This window comes from Gordonia rhizosphera NBRC 16068 (genome assembly GCF_000298195.1).
GTDB classification, from domain to species: Bacteria; Actinomycetota; Actinomycetes; order Mycobacteriales; family Mycobacteriaceae; genus Gordonia; species Gordonia rhizosphera.
Map to the genome: position 1 here is coordinate 1 of NZ_BAHC01000030.1, position 16,440 is coordinate 16,440.

The following is a 16,440-nucleotide window of genomic DNA, read 5'->3' on the forward strand; positions in this document are numbered from 1 at the left end:
TTCTCGACCAGCCGCTGTCGACGGCGATCACCCAGAGCCTCATCATCGTGGGTATCTCGTCGGCTACCGGGGTGCTCGCGCACGCGCGGGAGGGCCGGGTACGGTGGCGCGCCGGCATCGCCCTCGGCGTGGTGGGCGGTGTGGCGGCCTGGGCCGGAACGGCCATCGGCCGGCACGTGCCCTCCGATGCCACGCTCACGGCCTTCGCGGTTCTGATGGTGGTGGTGGCCACGACGCTGCTGGTGCGAACCCGGTCGCGGACCAGGCCACAACCCGAGAAGGTGCCGTCGCTGGTGCCGGCCGGCGGAGATCCTGTCGTGACACCGGATGAGGACGTAGAACCCGTCGACGACGACATCCGTATGGTGCACCCGGCCAAGGCCGCCCTGCGCATCGTGGTGGCTGGCCTCGGCATCGGTCTGCTCACCGGCTTCTTCGGTGTCGGAGGAGGCTTCGTGATCGTCCCGGCGCTGATCCTGTTCCTCGGCTACTCGATGCCCGTGGCGGTGGGAACGTCGCTGCTGGTCATCACCATCAACTCGGCGGTGGCACTGGGCTCGCGGATCGGCGACGCTCCGCTCGACTGGTCGATCATCGCTCCGGTCGCGATCGCCGCCATTGCCGGATCGTTCCTCGGAAAGCGTGTGGCACAGCGATTCTCGGATACCGCGATGACCCGCGCGTTCGGCGTGATGCTCATCGTGGTGGCCGCCTACGTCGCAGCCCGCAGCATCGGAGTCCTGCCGAACTGACCATCCAGCCCAACAGACCACGTCACGACATCAGCCGACAACGCACGACAACAAGACAACGCACGACAACAAGACCCGACAAGAAGGAGAGTCCCATGATCCTCAACCAGTACTACATCGATTGCTTGTCCCACGCCTCGTACCTGGTGGCCGACGAGAAGACCAAGCGCGCCATCGTCGTCGACCCACGCCGCGACATCACCGAATACCTGGACGACGCCAAGTCCCTCGGACTCACCATCGAAGGCGTGATCAACACGCACTTCCACGCCGACTTCGTGTCCGGTCACCTCGAGTTCGCCGAGGCCACCGGAGCCTGGATCGGATTCGGCGAGGCGGCCGAGACCGACTATCCCATCCGGCGACTCGCCCACGGGACGCACATCTCGCTCGGTGACGTCGACATCGAGGTGCTCTCCACCCCCGGCCACACCTGGGAGTCGATCAGCCTGCTGATCCGTGAGACCCCCGATGCACAGCCCACCGCGGTGCTGACCGGTGACTCGCTGTTCATCGGCGACGTCGGCCGGCCGGATCTCGCGAACCTCGGCGACAGCACGAACACCGATCTGGCCCGGGCCATGTTCAAGACCGTGCACGAGACGCTGCTGAAGCTGCCCGACGACGTCAAGGTCATGCCGGCCCACGGCGCGGGCTCGTCCTGCGGGAAGAACATGTCCAGCGAGCTCGTCTCGACGATCGGCGCACAGCGGATGACCAACCCGTCCGTGCAACCCATGAGCGAGGACGACTTCGTCAAGCTCATCACCACCGGTCAGCCCGCGATCCCCGGGTACTTCCGTGCCGACGCCGACCTCAACCGTCGGGTGCACAACGTCCTCGGTGAGTCGCGTCCCATTCGGGAGCTGTCCCCCGAGGAGGCGCGGGAACGGCTCACCGACGACAAGACGGTCGTCATCGACACCCGCGACCCGGAGGTGTTCACCGCGGCCCACCTCGACGGATCGGTCAACGTCGGTCTCGGCGGGCGCTACGCCGAGACCTGCGGCATGGTGGCATCGCTGACCGACCCGATCGTCCTCGTCACCCCGCCCGGGACGGAATCCGAAGGCGCCCTGCGACTTGCCCGGATCGGATACGACAACGTCGTCGGTTTCGTCCCGATCGATACCGACAACGGAGAATTCCCCGACTACCTCGCCGATCTCGTCCGGAACGGTGAGCGGGTGACCGTGCGGGAACTCGCGGACATGCTGGCCGAGGGCGCGGTCACCCTCATCGACGTCCGCAACCCGGGAGAACGCGAGGATGGTGTGATCGACGGTTCTCTGCACATCCCGCTGCCGCAGCTCGGTGAGCGTGTCGACGAGATCCCGCGCGACAAGCCGATCGTCGTCCACTGCCGCGGCGGGTGGCGGTCCTGTGTCGCGGCGAGCCTCCTTCGCTCGCGCGGACACAACGAGATCAGTGACCTGATCGGCGGCTACGAGGCATGGGAGCTCGAAGGCCCCGTGGTCACGCGCTGAGGGTTCGCGACACCTGCGCCACCCGTGCCGGCCGCCGGCCCGGGTGGCGCCGGTCTATCTGCTCACCGGCGGGGCAGGTGACGCCGACGGCTCCGGGGCAGGTGACGCGGACGGCTCCGGGGCGGGTGACGCCGACGGGTCCGACGGAACAGGTGCCTGTGACGGCGGCGGCGTCTCCGCCTCGGGTGCCGCCCCGGCCACCATGGCGCGGATCGGCCCGAGCGCCGAATAGCCGAGTTCGCCCGGACAGCTGGTGTTGTTGTAGTCGCGGTGTCCGCTGATCGCCGGCAGGTCGGTCTGTGCACCCGCGCGGAACTTACTGTCGGAGAAGGACTCCGCGGTCAACTGGGCCGTGCCGGCGGGATTCACGCCGGCACGGTTCAGCCGCCACCGCAGGAATCGGGCGACCGCGGAGACCATCGCGGCGCTCGGCGCGGCCTGATCGAGGTTTCCGATCATCGACACCCCGACCGTCGACTTGTTGAACCCGCCGGTGTGGGTGCCCTCGACGTTGCGGTCGAGCCCGCCGAAGGCGCCCTCGAAGATCTGCCCGTACTTGTCGACCAGCGCGTTGTAGCCGATGTCGCACCAGCGCAGCGTGCGAGCGTGATAGGCGTAGATGCCGCGGACGATCTCCGCCGACTGGGCCGGTGTGTAGTCGTTGTTGCCCGCGGTGTGGTGCACGATCGCGCCGCGGATCGCGGGCGAGAACGTCGGTTGCGAACAACGCACCGACTCGTCGGCGCCCCACTGGGCGCGGGCCACCACCGACGGCCCGCCCAGCAGCGGCGACAACAGCGACGAACCCAGCGACAGCAGGCTCTCGGGACTGATCAGCGTGGCCTTCACCGCCCCCAGCGCGACCGTCAGCAGGGTCTTGATCACGGTGCTGGCGGTACCGATACCCAACTCGACCAATCCGCCCGCCGCGGGCTCGGCGGCCGGGATCGCCAGGCCGTGATCGGTCATCGCGACCTGGACCTCGGTGGCGTCGCCGACCCACACCGGTTCGGTCCCCATCGGATGCTCGGGTGACGGTGTCCCGTCGGCGTGCACCGGCGCGAGTTTCGTCCATTCGCCCCACGAGCCGTCGCCGTTGCGGGCGCGTAACAGCATCGACGCGTCGACCGGTCGTTCCCAGGTGAACGCCACCATCTTGAGCGGGTTGTCGCGGACGAGGTGCTGCACCGCAACTCCGACCGGACGCCCGTCAACCATGGGAGGAACCTCGAGCGGGTCGATGTCGGGCAGCCTCACTCCCGCGGCGGACAGCCCGGATCCGGCGAGGTCGAGGACCGTCGTCGTCAGTTCGGCGAGACCGACCTGCTCGATCGCGGTGGTCGGCAGATCGCGGTGTCGGTCGGTCGGACGGGGATCGGAACCGGTGAGCACGACGGCGAAGGGGCTCGCGACGATCGCGGCGGCGACGGTCGCGAGCACGACCGACCGTCGGGGTATGGCGTTGGGGCGGACTCGGCGCATGGTGTGTCATCGTGGCGGCTCCGCCGACGGTCCGATGGCGCCACGCGCGGAGGATCTGTAACTCGTGATGTGGTTGTTATCTGGTGAGGTTTATGTGACGAGATCCAAGCGAGTAACTCGTGATGCGGTTGTGATCTGCTGGGGTTGTCGTTTCGGACAATTGTTAACTATCGTCACAACAGTCACATGAGTAACACCTGTGTCGGCGGAGAATGTTGCGCCGCACGCCCCTCGACTGAACGAAAGGTCGTCGAAGACGTTGGTCAGAGCACGCCCTCGGCACGCCCGTACCCGATCGCTGTCCCTGGCCGCGATCGGGCTGGCACCCGTGCTGATCGCCGGTGGTCTGCTCTCGGTCGGCGGCCCGTCGGTGTCCACGCAGACGGTCACACTGACGGCCGGTTCGCAGCTCACGCTGATTGGACACGGCCTCGGACACGGCCGCGGGATGGGGCAGTGGGGCGCCTATGGCTACGCCAAGAGGGGTTGGTCGGCGACACAGATTTTGCGCCACTTTTACGGCGGCACCACCGCGGGGAAGGTGGACAGACCCGAGATCTCGGTCATCTTGAGCGGGAAGAACTCGGTGAATGTGCACGCGGACGCCGGGATGCGGGTCGGTGGCCAAACGGTGGCTCCCGGGCAGGCGGTCAGCCTGTCCGGGACCACGGCCACCATCACCAACGGCTGCGGCGGCGGTGTGGTGCGCACGGTGACGGCAACTTTCGTGGAGCCGCTCAACATGGGGCCGAGCCGCCCGCCGGGCGAGTTCCTCAAATTCTGTGGCTCCAACCAGGCCTACCGTGGGGCGCTCGGCTTCGACGGCGGGCGGGTGGCCAACCGGCTCCACATCGACGACTACGTCAAGGGCGTGATCCCCAAGGAGAGCGTGCCGGGTTGGGCCGACTCCGGCGGCGCCGAAGCCCTCAAGGCCCAGGCGGTCGCCGCGCGGACCTATGCGCTGTCGGCCATCGCCGGCGGCAAGAAGATCGACGACACCCAGAACTCGCAGGTCTACGGCGGGGTGGCCGGTGAGGACCCGCGCACGAACCGGGCGGCGGACGCGACCGCCGGCCAGATCCTGCTCAATGCAGGTAAACCGGCGTTCACCGAGTTCTCCTCCTCCACCGGCGGTTACACCGCCGGTGGACGATTCCCGGCGGTCCGCGACGACGGCGATGCCGCCTCCCCCAACCACGACTGGACCGCGACGGTCAGCGCCGGCAGCGTCGGCGCCGCCTTCGGGGTGGCGCCCTGCGCGCCTTGGAGGTCATCGAGGCCAACGGACTCGGCCCGGAGAACGGCCGGGCGATCAAGGTTCGCGCGGTCGGCTCGGGCGGCACGCGAGAGGTGTCGGGTGAAGAGGCCCGCAGCCTCCTGCAGCTGAAGTCGTCGTTCTTCTCCGTGCGGGGCCAGACCTCGAAGCCGAAGATCGTCACGCCGCCGACGGGACCGGATGGACCGGGGCTCGGCCTCGACCTGGGATCGCTGGGCCTGGGCAGCCTGATGTCGCTCGGCGGCGACCTGATGCCGGGCATGATGCAACTGCTCACCATCGGCCAATCGGCGCTGAACGGACGTTACGACGAACTCGGCGGCATCACCGGTCCGCTCGGCCAGGTCATCGGCGTGCCGAGCCTCACGCCGGACGCCAACGGCGTCATGCAGCTGTTCGAGCACGGTCTGATGCTCTTCAGCACCCAGACCGGTGCCCATGCACTGACCGGGCAGGGACTCGCCGACTATCTCGCCGAGGGTGGGCTGGGAGAACTCGGATTCCCGGCCGCCGACCGCATCGGCTGAGAATCTAACCCGGTCCCGCGTCGATGATCCGGGTGGCGACCTCGACGAGTTTGGTGTTGCTGTCCTGCGAGAGGCGGGAGAGGAGAAGAAACGCCGCGTCGGCGTCGATCCGGAAGCGTTCCATCAGCATCCCCTTGGCCTGACCGATCAGGTCGCGCGACGACAACGCGGCTCGCAGCTGTTCCTTCTCGCGCACCGCGGAGAACGCGGTGGCGCAGTGCGCGGCGAACAGCTCGCCGATCGAGATCGCATCCTGGTCGAAGGCATGGGTGGTGGTGCTCAGCAGATTGAGCGCGCCGAAGTCGTGTCCGTTGATGTAGAGACAGAAACATGCGATCGAACCGATCCCGAGTTCGGTTGCCGCCGCGGCGTATCGGGGCCAGCGTTGCTCGCGGCGCATGTCGTCGACGAGGATCGTCGCGTCGTCGATGGCGGATCGGACGCATGGCCCCTCGTTGAGTTCTCGTTGCAGGTCGTCGGAAGCGCCCGCGAGGTCGCCGACGATCACCGGGGTCTCGATCCGGCCGCCGGTGACCAAGGTGACGCTCGCATACTCGGTGCCGGGAACCGAATCGACCGCGGTCTTGGAGATGCCGCGCAGCACCGCCTCGGTGTCGGTGCTCTCCGCGCGCAGGCCGCGGATGATCTCGGCCATGCGGACGGTGTCCTCGGACCTCATATCCACTCCTCGTCGCCCGCCCGGCACCATCCGGGCGTCGTCATCTGATGTGGAGTCAGCGTACGAGATTCTCACGTTGTGCAACCGATTCCGCGCGTTCACGACCGAACACGTCGAGCCCGTAGGTCGGCATCGTGGTATCCGGACGGACCGGTGTCGTTCATCGCAATATCTCGGTGGGAATTGGTGTCGCGAGGCGCCCGAGCGTCACCAGATCCCGATCGGCGTCGGACTCGCGCAGGTACACCGACAGATCACTCACCGCTTGCGCATGGTTGCGGTTGCCCACGAGCGGTTCGGGTCCCAGTGCCCGCGCGACCCGATCGATCACGGCCGTGGCGATCTGTTCGACGCCCCAGCGCACCCGGAACGCCAGACGCCGGGCCGCGCACTCGTCCTTCGGCGCCGCGTCGATGGACACCGCGGCCTGCTCGAGCAGCGCCCGGCCCTGCGCCAAGAGCGCGTCGACGGCACCGAGATGCATCAGCATGAGGTCGTCGTCGCGTTCGCCGACCGCGGCGAACAGCGGACCGGCGACCTTCCTCGCCCCGCCCAGCCAGCACGCCGCGACACCGATCCCGCCGTGCCAGAAGCCGGGCCGGTTCACATACTCGCCGGGTTCGCCGACGGGACGCGCGACGGCACGGTCGAACAGGGCGGTACCGGTCTCGGTGGCGCGCATCCCGGTGGCCACCCACCCGCCACGCTCGGCGCGCACTCCGGCCTGACGCAGATCGACCGCGAACAACTGGTGTTCGTCCCCGACGTCGGCCGTGACCAGGGCGTGTGAGCAGGCGACGACGCCCGAGCACCAGTGTTTCGCACCCGTCAGTTCCCAGACCCCGGCATTGCGCGTCGCCATCACCGGGGTCTGCGATGGTTGGGCCGCCCACACCCCCCAGAGTTGGGCGGGACCGACGCGTTCACCGGCGATCTCCTCCAGGATCGCGTCGGCGTCGAGGTGCGCCTCCACCAGGCTGCCCACCGCGATGTCTCGATGGCAGAAGTCGGCGAGGGTCCGAAACCGGGTGGCGGTGTCGCCGCGGCCGGGGAGCGGGACGTCGAGACTCCCCTGATTGACGATGCGGAAGGCGAGTTCGGTTGCGTTGATGATCATGCGGTGACCTCTCTGGTCTGCTCGGCCCCGGATACCCGGGCGAGGACCTCCAGTCGGTACAGATGGCCGGCGTCGGTGCGTCCGTCGGGTCGCGTCGAGGTTCGGACCGGCGATCGCGACATCCGCCGACACGGCCGGCGCGGCGACATCCAGCGACGCAGGCATGCCGACGGCAGGCGTTGCGCGTTGTGGACGGGCACCACCACGACGACCAGCTCGCCGACATGGTGCGGGCGGGTGCGAGGGGGAGAACAGGTCACTGGCAGCCTCGAGATCTTCGACGAATGAGTATCCGGGCCCAGTGGCTGCAGGCCGATGCGTCGACAGTACCCGCCGGTGAGCATTCCGTCACTCATCTCTCGATGAGACGCAGGCCTCCGCCGTGTGCGTCGGGATTCTCAGGATCGGTCGGTTACGCTGAACACCCGTGGCAGTCAACAGTGCGCGTGAAGAGGGCGAATCCTTCGACCTGATCGTCGTCGGCTCCGGCTTCTTCGGACTGACCCTCGCGGAGCGGGCCGCCACGCAACTCGACAAACGGGTCCTCGTCCTCGAGCGACGACATCACCTCGGCGGTAACGCCTACTCCGAGCCCGAGCCCACCACGGGTATCGAGGTGCACAAATACGGTGCGCACCTGTTCCACACCTCCAACAAGCGCGTGTGGGATTACGTCGGCCAGTTCACCGAGTTCACCGGCTACCAGCACCGCGTGTTCGCCATGTATCAGGGACAGGCCTATCAGTTCCCGATGGGACTCGGACTGGTCGCGCAGTTCTTCGGCCGCTACTACAGCCCCGACGAGGCGCGCGCGCTCATCGCCTCCCAGGCCGCCGAGATCGATACCGCGTCGGCACGCAATCTCGAAGAGAAGGCGATCAGCCTCATCGGCCGCCCGCTGTACGAGGCCTTCGTCAAGCACTACACCGCCAAGCAGTGGCAGACCGACCCGAGAGAACTCCCGGCGAGCAACATCACCCGCCTGCCGGTGCGGTACACATTCGACAACCGCTACTTCAACGACACCTACGAGGGTCTGCCGGTCGACGGATACACCGCGTGGCTGGAACGGATGGCCGCCGACGAGCGGATCGAGGTGCGCCTGAACACCGACTGGTTCGGCGTGCGCGACGCGTTGCGGTCCACCTCCCCGGACGCCCCGGTCGTCTACACCGGCCCGCTGGACCGCTACTTCGGATACTCCGCCGGCCGGCTCGGCTGGCGCACCCTCGACTTCGAGACCGAGGTGCTCGACACCGGCGACTTCCAGGGCACCCCGGTGATGAACTACAACGACGCCGACGTGCCCTACACGCGGATTCATGAGTTCCGGCACTTCCATCCCGAACGGGACTTCTACCCGACGGACAAGACGGTCATCATGCGCGAGTACAGCCGCTTCGCCGATGACGACGACGAGCCCTACTATCCGATCAACACCCCCGAGGACCGGGCCAAGCTGTCGGCCTACCGGGACCTCGCCAAGGCCGAAACCGCCACGAGCAAAGTGCTCTTCGGTGGCCGGCTGGGAACCTACCAATACCTGGACATGCACATGGCGATCGCGAGTGCGCTCACCATGTTCGACAACACGCTCGCACCGCACCTCGCCGAGGGTGCACCGCTGGTGCCGGGCGACGAGGCGGAATAGATGACCGTGACCCAAGAGCAGACCGACGAGACCAGCGACGCCGCGACGAAGGCGAAGACCCTGCTGCAGCGGGTGATCTTCCCGCGGCCGGGTGAGCCGATCGACGTCCGATCCCTGTACCTGGTGGAGTCGCAGAACAACTCGCGCCGCGCGCACGCGCCCAGCCGCACCTCGGTGCTCCTCGGTGCCGAGTCCGAGGTCAGCTTCGAGACCTACTTCAACGCGTTCGCCGCGGCGTACTGGCGGCGCTGGAGCATCCTGACGTCGGTGGTGTTGCGCGTCGAGGTGGTGGGCACCGCCCGCGTGGACATCTACCGGTCCAAGATCGACGGCTCCCGGATCGCGGTCGGCGGCGACCTCGTCGTCACCGACGACGACGGCCGCGGGGTCTTCGAATACGAGTGCGACCTCGGTCCGTTCGAGGACGGCGGCTGGATCTGGTTCGACCTCACCACCGATACCGACACCGAGATCGTCGCGGCGGGCTGGTATGCGCCGACCCCGAGTCCGACCGGCGACGAGACCAAACGCGTCACGGTGGGAATCCCGACCTTCAACCGGCCCACCGACGCGGTCAACGCGCTGTCCGCGTTGACCTCCGATCCGCTGGTCGACGAGGTCATCGACGCCGTGCTGATGCCCGACCAGGGCACCCGCAAGGTCGTCGACGAACCCGGCTACGCCGAGGCCGCCGCCGCGCTCGGCGACCGCCTGCACATCTTCGACCAGCCGAACCTGGGCGGGTCCGGCGGCTACGCACGCATCATGTACGAGGCACTGCGGCGCACCGATTCGCCCTACATCCTCTATATGGACGACGACATCATGATCGAGCCCGACTCGATCCTGCGCGCGCTGGCCATGTCCCGGTTCGCGAAGAAGCCGATGCTCGTCGGCGGGCAGATGCTCAACCTGCAGGACCGGTCGCATCTGCACTGCATGGGCGAGGTGATCAACCGGCAGAAGTTCATGTGGACCGCGGCGCCGTTCGTCTCCTACGACCACAACTTCGCCAAGTACCCGCTGCGCGACCGGGAGAACTCCAAGAACCTGCACCGCCGCATCGACGTCGAGGGCAACGGCTGGTGGATGTGCATGATCCCGCGCGAATGCGCGGAGACCATCGGCCTGCCGATGCCGCTGTTCATCAAGTGGGACGACTGGGAGTTCGCGCTGCGCGCCGCGAAGGCCGGCTATCCGACCGCGACCGTGCCGGGTATCGCGATCTGGCATATGGCGTGGAGTGACAAGGACGACGCGATCGACTGGCAGGCCTACTTCCACCTGCGCAACCGCCTCGTGGTGGCCTCGCTGACCCTCGACGGCCCGATCGACGGCATCATCAAGTCCATGGTCAAGGCGACCGCGAAGCATCTCCTGTGCTTGGAGTACTCGACGGTGGCGATCCAGAACGAGGCCATCCGCGACTTCCTCGCCGGCCCCGACCACATCCGTTCGCTGCTGGGCACGGCGCTCCCGAAGATCGCCGAGATGCGCAAACAGTATCCGGACGCGGTGGTGTTGCCGTCGGCCACCGAACTGCCGCGCACCAGCGGCCAGGCCACTCACCTGGGCACCAACGTCCCGGAGGGCAGGGTCGCCAAGCTCAAGGCGCTCGCCGCGGCCCTGCGGAACAACGCCCGCCCCGCGGATCCACGTCACCACGAGGTGCCGCAGGCCAACTACCCGCCGATCGAGGCGCGGTGGTTCAGCCTCGGCCGTGTCGACGGGGTCACCGTCACGACCGCCGACGGGCGGGGTGTCGTCTACCGCCAGCGGGACCGCGAGAAGATGATCGCGCTGGCGAAGGAATCGGCCGCGCTGGTGCGCGAACTGCGTGACCACTTCCCGGCGATGCGGGAGGCCTACCGGGCCAAACACCACGAGTTGACCAGTCAGGAGAGTTGGGCGCGTGTCTTCGGAATCGACTGATCCCATGGGGATGACAGGTGTGGACGGGACCGCCCGCGTCGAGGAACCCACCGGCGAGACCGGGATCGTCCGGGACGTCCAGGCCACCGTCGGCGCCCTGCCCGGCGCGCCGGCGGCCGCGCGCGGACTCTCGCACTTCGGCGAGCACTCGCTGGGCTGGATCGGCATCAGCGCCGCGGGCTGGGCGATGGCCCGCCGGCGTGGCGACACCGACGCCCAGCGGCGCTGGATCGAGGCCGGTGTCGGAGCCTTCGGCGCCCACGCCGCGTCGGTGATCATCAAGCGGATCGTGCGGCGTCCCCGCCCCGATCACCCGGCGATCCGGGTCGGGGTGTCCACCCCGAGCCGGCTCAGCTTCCCGTCGTCGCACGCCACCTCGACGACCGCGGCGGCGATTCTCATCGGGCGCGCCGCGGGGCTGCCGCCGGCCGCCCTGCCCGCCGTGCTGGTGCCGCCGATGCTGATGTCGCGGCTGGTCCTGGGCGTGCACTATCCCACCGACGTGCTCGCGGGCGCCGCAATCGGTGCGGCGAGCGCAGCCGCCGTGACCGCGGGTGACAAACTGATCGCGGCCCATGCCCGGCCGACGAACTGACCAGACGGCGAAACGGCCAGACGGCCGACCGACCAGACGACGAGATGAACCCGAGGACATGAGCGAAGAGCCGATCGAGCACGCAGCGGTGCCCGGACCGCCGAAGAATCTGACGGAGGGTCTGATCAAGGCCGTCCGCCCGCGGCAGTGGGTGAAGAACGTCCTCGTCCTCGCCGCGCCGCTGGCCGCCGGAAACATCACCGAGGGCAACGTCCTGCTGCAGGCGGGGATCGCGTTCGTGGCGTTCTGCCTGGTCGCCTCGTGTATCTACCTGGTCAACGACGCCATGGACGTCGAGTCCGATCGCAACCACCCGACGAAGCGGTTCCGGCCGATCGCCGCCGGTGTCGTCCCGGTGCGTCTGGCCTACATCCTGGCGGTCGTCTTCGGGACGGCGTCGCTGCTCGTCGCGCTTGCCGCCAACTGGCAGACCGCCGTCGTCATCGCGGTCTACCTCGTGATCCAGCTCGGTTACTGCTTCGGCTGGAAGAACCAGCCCGTTATCGACATCTGCATCGTGTCGTCGGGGTTTCTGCTACGGGCCATCGCCGGTGGTGTGGCCGCCGAGATCGAGCTGTCGCAGTGGTTCCTGCTGGTCATGGCGTTCGGCTCGCTGTTCATGGCCGCCGGTAAGCGGTACGCCGAACTCCAGCTCGCCGAACGTACCGGCGCCAAGATCCGCAAGGCGTTGCGCTACTACACGACGACCTACCTGCGTTTCGTGTGGACGCTGGCCGCGACCGCGGTCGTCATGTTCTACGGTCTGTGGGCCTTCGACGAGACCTCGCACGACACGAACGTGGCCTACGCCGTGTCCATGGTGCCGTTCACCATCGCCATCCTGCGCTACGCCGTCGACATCGACGGCGGCCAGGCGGGGGAGCCGGAGGAGATCGCGCTCGGCGACCGTGTCCTGCAGCTGCTCGCCGTCGCCTGGATAGTATGCGTGGGTGTCGCGGTCTATGCAGTCTGAGCAGTCGTCCGGCCCCGGGCCCGACGACCGCTTGACCACGGGCGCCGACGACGCTCCCACTGCCACGATCCCCGCCGTCGACGCTTCCGTAGATGCCGCCGTCGAGGCGTCGCCACCAGCATCCCGGGAGCGCCGCGGTCTGCGCGCCTGGGGGCCCCGACAGTGGGTTCCCACCATCAGCTTCCTCGTCGGCGCCATCACCGTCACCGCGTTCTTCACCATCGGGGCCTGGCAACGCCGCTGGATCGCCGACGACGGGCTGATCGTCCTGCGCACCCTGCGTAACCTGTTCGCCGGCAACGGCCCGGTGTTCAACGCCGGTGAACGCGTCGAGGCCAACACGTCGACCGCATGGACCTACGTCCTGTGGTTCTGGGCGTGGATCACCGACGGGCAGCTCGAATACGTCGCACTGTGGGTGGCGCTGGTGTTGTCGGTCTCGGCCATCCCCATCGCCATGTACGGCACCGCGCGACTGCTGCGCACCCGGTGCGGCGGGATCACCGGCGACGGCCTGACCCTGCTGCTGCCGTTCGGCGCCATCGTCTACATCGCGTTGCCACCCGCGCGCGACTTCGCCACCAGCGGCCTCGAGAACGGCCTGGCCATCTTCTGGGTCGCGGTGCTGTGGTGTCAGCTCGTCGCGTGGAGCCGGCGACCGCGGGGGCGGGCGGCGTCGCGATGGCAGCACGCCGCCACCCTGGCCCTCGCGTTCACCGCCGGCCTCGCCCCACTGATCCGACCCGAACTCACGATTCTCGGCGGCCTCGTCCTGCTGCTGATCGTCCTCGCTCCGCTGTCGTGGACGATGCGGGCCGGGGTCGTCGTGGTGGCCGCGGTGCTGCCGGTCGGCTACCAGATCTTCCGGATGGGCTACTACGCGCTGCTCGTCCCGAACCCGGCCGTGGCCAAGGACGCCAGCGGATCCAAGTGGCATCAGGGTTTCATCTACCTGGCCAATCTGTTCGGCCCCTACACGCTCCTGCTGCCGGTGATCGTGGCCGTCGTCGTCGGGGTGTTGCTCCTCGTCGGGAGGCGGTTGGGTCCGGGGGCCGACGCGTCCGTTGCCGAGACGCCCGCTGCCGAGGCGTCCGACGACGACCCGACCGGCGAACCGGCCACCCCGACGACGATCCGCACCCGGCTGGCCCGCTGGTCGGCGGGCCTGCAGTCGCCGACCGCGGTCACCGCGACGGTCCTCGTCGCCGGTCTGATCGGGGGAACCTACTGGATCCGTCAGGGCGGCGACTTCATGCACGGCCGGGTGCTGCTCGTCCCACTGTTCACCATGCTGCTGCCGCTGATGGTCATCCCGATCACCCTTCCGGGCCACCTGCGTGCGGCCTTCGGCCGCACCCCCGCTCCCGCTCCCGCCGACGGCACCCAAAACCCCGCCGACGGCACCCCCGCTCCCGCCGACGGCACCCGCCGCCGCGCGCGACTGCAGCTCGCCGGCGCTCTCGTCATGGCCTCGCTGTGGGTCACCACCGTGGCCTGGGCCGTCGTCAGCCACGAGAACGTGCTCCCGAACGCGGGGATCGACATCGGCCGCAACGGCATCGTCGACGAACGCCGCTTCTACGTGACCAACATGGGCAACGAGAACCCGGTGACCGCCGAGGACTACCTCGACTATCCGCGGATGCGCGCGATGGTCGAGCAGATCGACCGATGGCACAGCGAGGGCGGGGTCATCCTGCCGTCGTTCAACTACGACCAGTGGTATGTCGCCCAGTTGCCGGCCGTGATGCCCAAGGGTGAGAAACGACAGGTGACCGTCTACTTCCTCAACCTCGGCATGACGAGCATGAACGCGCCGCTCGACGTCCGGGTGATCGACCAGATGGGGCTCGGCTACCCGCTGGCCGCGCATACCCAACGACTGACGGACGGACGCATCGGGCACGACAAGGACCTGCCGACCGAATGGGTGATCGCCGAGTCCGGCGCCTACCCGCGACGACCCGTTCTGCCGTCCTATCTCGACGAGGACATGGTCCGGCAGGCCGAGGTCGCGCTGACCTGTCCGGAGACCGAGGACCGGTTCGCCTCCTTCGAGGGGCCGTGGTCGTATGCGCGGTTCAAACACAACCTCAAGGAGTCGTTCACGTTCACCGACTACCGGATCGAATCGGATCCGCAGTACGAGATCCAGCGATGCGGGCTGCAGATGCCGCCCCGCATCCACCCGCGCTGACCCCCGGGACTCGGTCGGGTCCGCTCAAGGATCGACGTTCGGTTTGCCGCCAATGGTCTCGAATCGGTAACGTTGCGCCGGTTGCCGTCGATAGACGGGCATGACAAGGACGCGCGGGAGCGAGACCTGGTGTCGGCACCGCCGACGCTGATGTGATCGTTACCACAGTGTTTGTCAGCCCTCGGGGCATGCAATAGGCTCCCGAATCGGTGCCGTGGCCGGATTTTCGGCCGCACTGGGGCGATGACTGCCCGAGAAGGTATCGGTTCGGGGAGGGACCAGCGGCCGGGTGTCGCAGAGGATCTGGGCGATCAGGGTGAAAGCCCCGGTCATCCGGATGACAGAGGGAGAGATCAGTCGATGCGTGTAGCTTTCGCCGGGCCGAGGGCCGGTAGAAACCACAGCCGATTCATCGCCGCGCTCGTCGCGATGGCGACCGTCATCGGGCTCGCCGGCGTCGTCGGTGGCGCCGGCCAGGCAGACGCCCGGATCGGCGGCACGTCGGTCGGCCGCGAACAGTTCTACGTGAACGGATGCGGCATGCCGGCGGTGAAGGTGCGTGCCTGGAAGCGTCCGGGCAACTACAAGACCGTCATCCTGCTCGACGGTATGCGCGCCCAGTACGACTACAGCGGCTGGGAGATCAACACCAACGTCCAGGAGATGGTGCGCTCGGGCGTCAACGTCGTCGAGCCCATCGGCGGCCCGGCCAGCTTTTACACCGACTGGGACGCACCGAGCAACTTCAACAGCCAGCCCTACCGCTACATGTGGAACTGCGTCATCACCCGTAGCCTGGTCAGCGCGCTCGATGCCCGCGGCTACCGCGTCGGGGCCAGCCGCAAGTACGCGATCGCCGGCCTGTCCATGGGTGGTAACGCCTCGCTGGTGATCGCCGCCCAGAACCGCCACAACTTCGACCGCGCGGCCTCGCTGTCGGGCTACGACTTCCTGAGCGCGCCGGGCATGCACACCGCGCTGCGACTGGCGATGTTCGACGTCGACCCGAAGCCGTGGAACATCGACGCGATGTGGGGACCCCCGTGGGGCATCCGCTGGTTCCAGAACGACCCGATGCTCAACATCAACCGGATGCACGGCATGAAGGTCTTCATCGGGTCGGGTAACGGTCTGTTCGGCAAGTACAACGCGTTGCCCAATGTGTTCGACGACCTCTTCAAGGGTTCGACGCTGGAACTGCTCGCGTTCACCCAGGCCAAGGCCTTCGAGGCGGCCGCATTCGTCCAAGGGCTCCCGGTGATGACCTACTACGCCGCAGGCACCCACGCGTGGGGCTACTGGCAGGACATGCTCTGGAACGCGAAGAACCGCGGATTCTTTCGCTGAGTCGAGACCTGTGCGCAAAACAACATAAGTCACACAAATCCCACGCGTAACAGCGTGGCGCACCGAAAACAGAACGCCCTACGTGTATGAACATCACGTAGGGCGTTCTGTTGCGCATGGGGTAGCTGTTACTAAAGTTGCTCAGGTGACGCGGAGCGCCGTCGCGAATCGGGGTGTGAAGGAGTTCTTCGGGCGATGAGGGCAGTGATGCGAGAGTGGCGTCGGCCATCGGGGGCGGCACACGGTGGGCGTGTCGGTTCCGGTATGGGCGCGATGACGAGGAGCCGCACGCTCGTTGCGGCCGTCGTTGCGGTGTCCTCGGTGATCCTGGTGGGCGGGCTCGCGACACCGGCCGGCGCGGCGCCGGCCGCACCGGCCGCGGAAGCGCCGGCCCCGGAGTCGCCCGCACCGGCTGAACCCGCACC

Annotated in this window: 13 protein-coding genes and 1 pseudogene; 10 read left to right on the forward strand and 4 right to left on the reverse strand. The window is 67.9% G+C overall.

The genetic code is table 11. The annotated features are described in order from the left end of the window. Both GORHZ_RS02620 and GORHZ_RS02625 read left to right on the forward strand, forming a co-directional pair. Positions 1-752: sulfite exporter TauE/SafE family protein (locus GORHZ_RS02620; protein WP_006330145.1), on the forward strand; the 752-nt coding region annotated here is incomplete at its 5' end. Positions 753-847: 95 nt separating this feature from the next. Next, the gene (locus GORHZ_RS02625) at positions 848-2,239 is read left to right on the forward strand and encodes an MBL fold metallo-hydrolase (RefSeq protein ID WP_006330146.1); all 1,392 of its coding nucleotides are present in this window, start codon (positions 848-850) and stop codon (positions 2,237-2,239) included. 54 nt (positions 2,240-2,293) lie between these two features. On the opposite strand, the gene GORHZ_RS02630 is transcribed toward GORHZ_RS02625, so the two are convergent. Then, positions 2,294-3,721 (reverse strand): peptidoglycan recognition protein family protein, encoded by a 1,428-nt coding sequence (locus GORHZ_RS02630; protein ID WP_006330147.1) that lies wholly within the window; start codon positions 3,719-3,721, stop codon positions 2,294-2,296. 259 nt (positions 3,722-3,980) lie between these two features. On the opposite strand from GORHZ_RS02630, the pseudogene GORHZ_RS02635 reads away from it, so the two are divergent. After that, positions 3,981-5,524, forward strand: a pseudogene (locus GORHZ_RS02635) (SpoIID/LytB domain-containing protein). A 4-nt stretch (positions 5,525-5,528) separates the two neighbouring features. On the opposite strand, the gene GORHZ_RS02640 reads toward GORHZ_RS02635, so the two are convergent. The 3 genes from GORHZ_RS02640 to GORHZ_RS02650 all read right to left on the reverse strand — a co-directional run bounded on the left by GORHZ_RS02640 (position 5,529) and on the right by GORHZ_RS02650 (position 7,676). After that, entirely contained in the window at positions 5,529-6,203 is a 675-nt protein-coding gene (locus GORHZ_RS02640; protein ID WP_006330150.1) for a GAF and ANTAR domain-containing protein, read from the reverse strand. Positions 6,204-6,363: 160 nt separating this feature from the next. After that, positions 6,364-7,320 (reverse strand): acyl-CoA dehydrogenase family protein, encoded by a 957-nt coding sequence (locus GORHZ_RS02645; RefSeq protein ID WP_006330151.1) that lies wholly within the window; start codon positions 7,318-7,320, stop codon positions 6,364-6,366. Continuing rightward, positions 7,317-7,676: a hypothetical protein gene (locus tag GORHZ_RS02650; protein ID WP_157205034.1), complete on the reverse strand. Its 360-nt coding sequence runs from the start codon at positions 7,674-7,676 to the stop codon at positions 7,317-7,319. The genes GORHZ_RS02645 and GORHZ_RS02650 overlap by 4 nt, the downstream gene beginning before the upstream one ends. A gap of 71 nt (positions 7,677-7,747) precedes the next feature. Here GORHZ_RS02650 and glf point away from each other — a divergent pair, with 71 nt between their 5' ends. The 7 genes from glf to GORHZ_RS30695 form a co-directional block, all read left to right on the forward strand. After that, a complete protein-coding gene (glf, locus tag GORHZ_RS02655; RefSeq protein ID WP_006330152.1) occupies positions 7,748-8,971 on the forward strand; it encodes a UDP-galactopyranose mutase in 1,224 nt (407 codons plus the stop codon). Next, positions 8,972-10,903: a glycosyltransferase gene (locus GORHZ_RS02660; protein ID WP_006330159.1), complete on the forward strand. Its 1,932-nt coding sequence runs from the start codon at positions 8,972-8,974 to the stop codon at positions 10,901-10,903. Continuing rightward, the gene (locus GORHZ_RS02665; protein WP_051998732.1) at positions 10,884-11,498 is read left to right on the forward strand and encodes a phosphatase PAP2 family protein; all 615 of its coding nucleotides are present in this window, start codon (positions 10,884-10,886) and stop codon (positions 11,496-11,498) included. Before GORHZ_RS02660 ends, GORHZ_RS02665 begins: the two co-directional genes overlap by 20 nt. A gap of 58 nt (positions 11,499-11,556) precedes the next feature. Continuing rightward, positions 11,557-12,471, forward strand: a complete 915-nt coding sequence (locus tag GORHZ_RS02670; protein WP_006330161.1) for a decaprenyl-phosphate phosphoribosyltransferase — start codon at positions 11,557-11,559, stop codon at positions 12,469-12,471. Then, positions 12,461-14,668, forward strand: a complete 2,208-nt coding sequence (locus GORHZ_RS02675) for an arabinofuranosyltransferase AftB family protein (protein ID WP_006330166.1) — start codon at positions 12,461-12,463, stop codon at positions 14,666-14,668. Before GORHZ_RS02670 ends, GORHZ_RS02675 begins: the two co-directional genes overlap by 11 nt. Before the next feature lie 360 nt (positions 14,669-15,028). Continuing rightward, the gene (locus tag GORHZ_RS02680) at positions 15,029-16,015 is read left to right on the forward strand and encodes an alpha/beta hydrolase (protein WP_006330167.1); all 987 of its coding nucleotides are present in this window, start codon (positions 15,029-15,031) and stop codon (positions 16,013-16,015) included. A gap of 195 nt (positions 16,016-16,210) precedes the next feature. After that, positions 16,211-16,440: hypothetical protein (locus tag GORHZ_RS30695; RefSeq protein WP_217998299.1), on the forward strand; the 230-nt coding region annotated here is incomplete at its 3' end.

Coding starts and splice junctions, on each gene's coding strand:
- GORHZ_RS02670 (WP_006330161.1), top strand. CDS start 11,557: ATGAGCGAAGAGCCGATCGAGCACGCAGCGGTGCCCGGACCGCCGAAG.
- GORHZ_RS02650 (WP_157205034.1), bottom strand. CDS start 7,676: ATGAGTGACGGAATGCTCACCGGCGGGTACTGTCGACGCATCGGCCTG.
- GORHZ_RS02625 (WP_006330146.1), top strand. CDS start 848: ATGATCCTCAACCAGTACTACATCGATTGCTTGTCCCACGCCTCGTAC.
- GORHZ_RS02645 (WP_006330151.1), bottom strand. CDS start 7,320: ATGATCATCAACGCAACCGAACTCGCCTTCCGCATCGTCAATCAGGGG.
- GORHZ_RS02675 (WP_006330166.1), top strand. CDS start 12,461: ATGCAGTCTGAGCAGTCGTCCGGCCCCGGGCCCGACGACCGCTTGACC.
- GORHZ_RS02640 (WP_006330150.1), bottom strand. CDS start 6,203: ATGAGGTCCGAGGACACCGTCCGCATGGCCGAGATCATCCGCGGCCTG.
- GORHZ_RS02660 (WP_006330159.1), top strand. CDS start 8,972: ATGACCGTGACCCAAGAGCAGACCGACGAGACCAGCGACGCCGCGACG.
- GORHZ_RS02680 (WP_006330167.1), top strand. CDS start 15,029: ATGCGTGTAGCTTTCGCCGGGCCGAGGGCCGGTAGAAACCACAGCCGA.
- GORHZ_RS02630 (WP_006330147.1), bottom strand. CDS start 3,721: ATGCGCCGAGTCCGCCCCAACGCCATACCCCGACGGTCGGTCGTGCTC.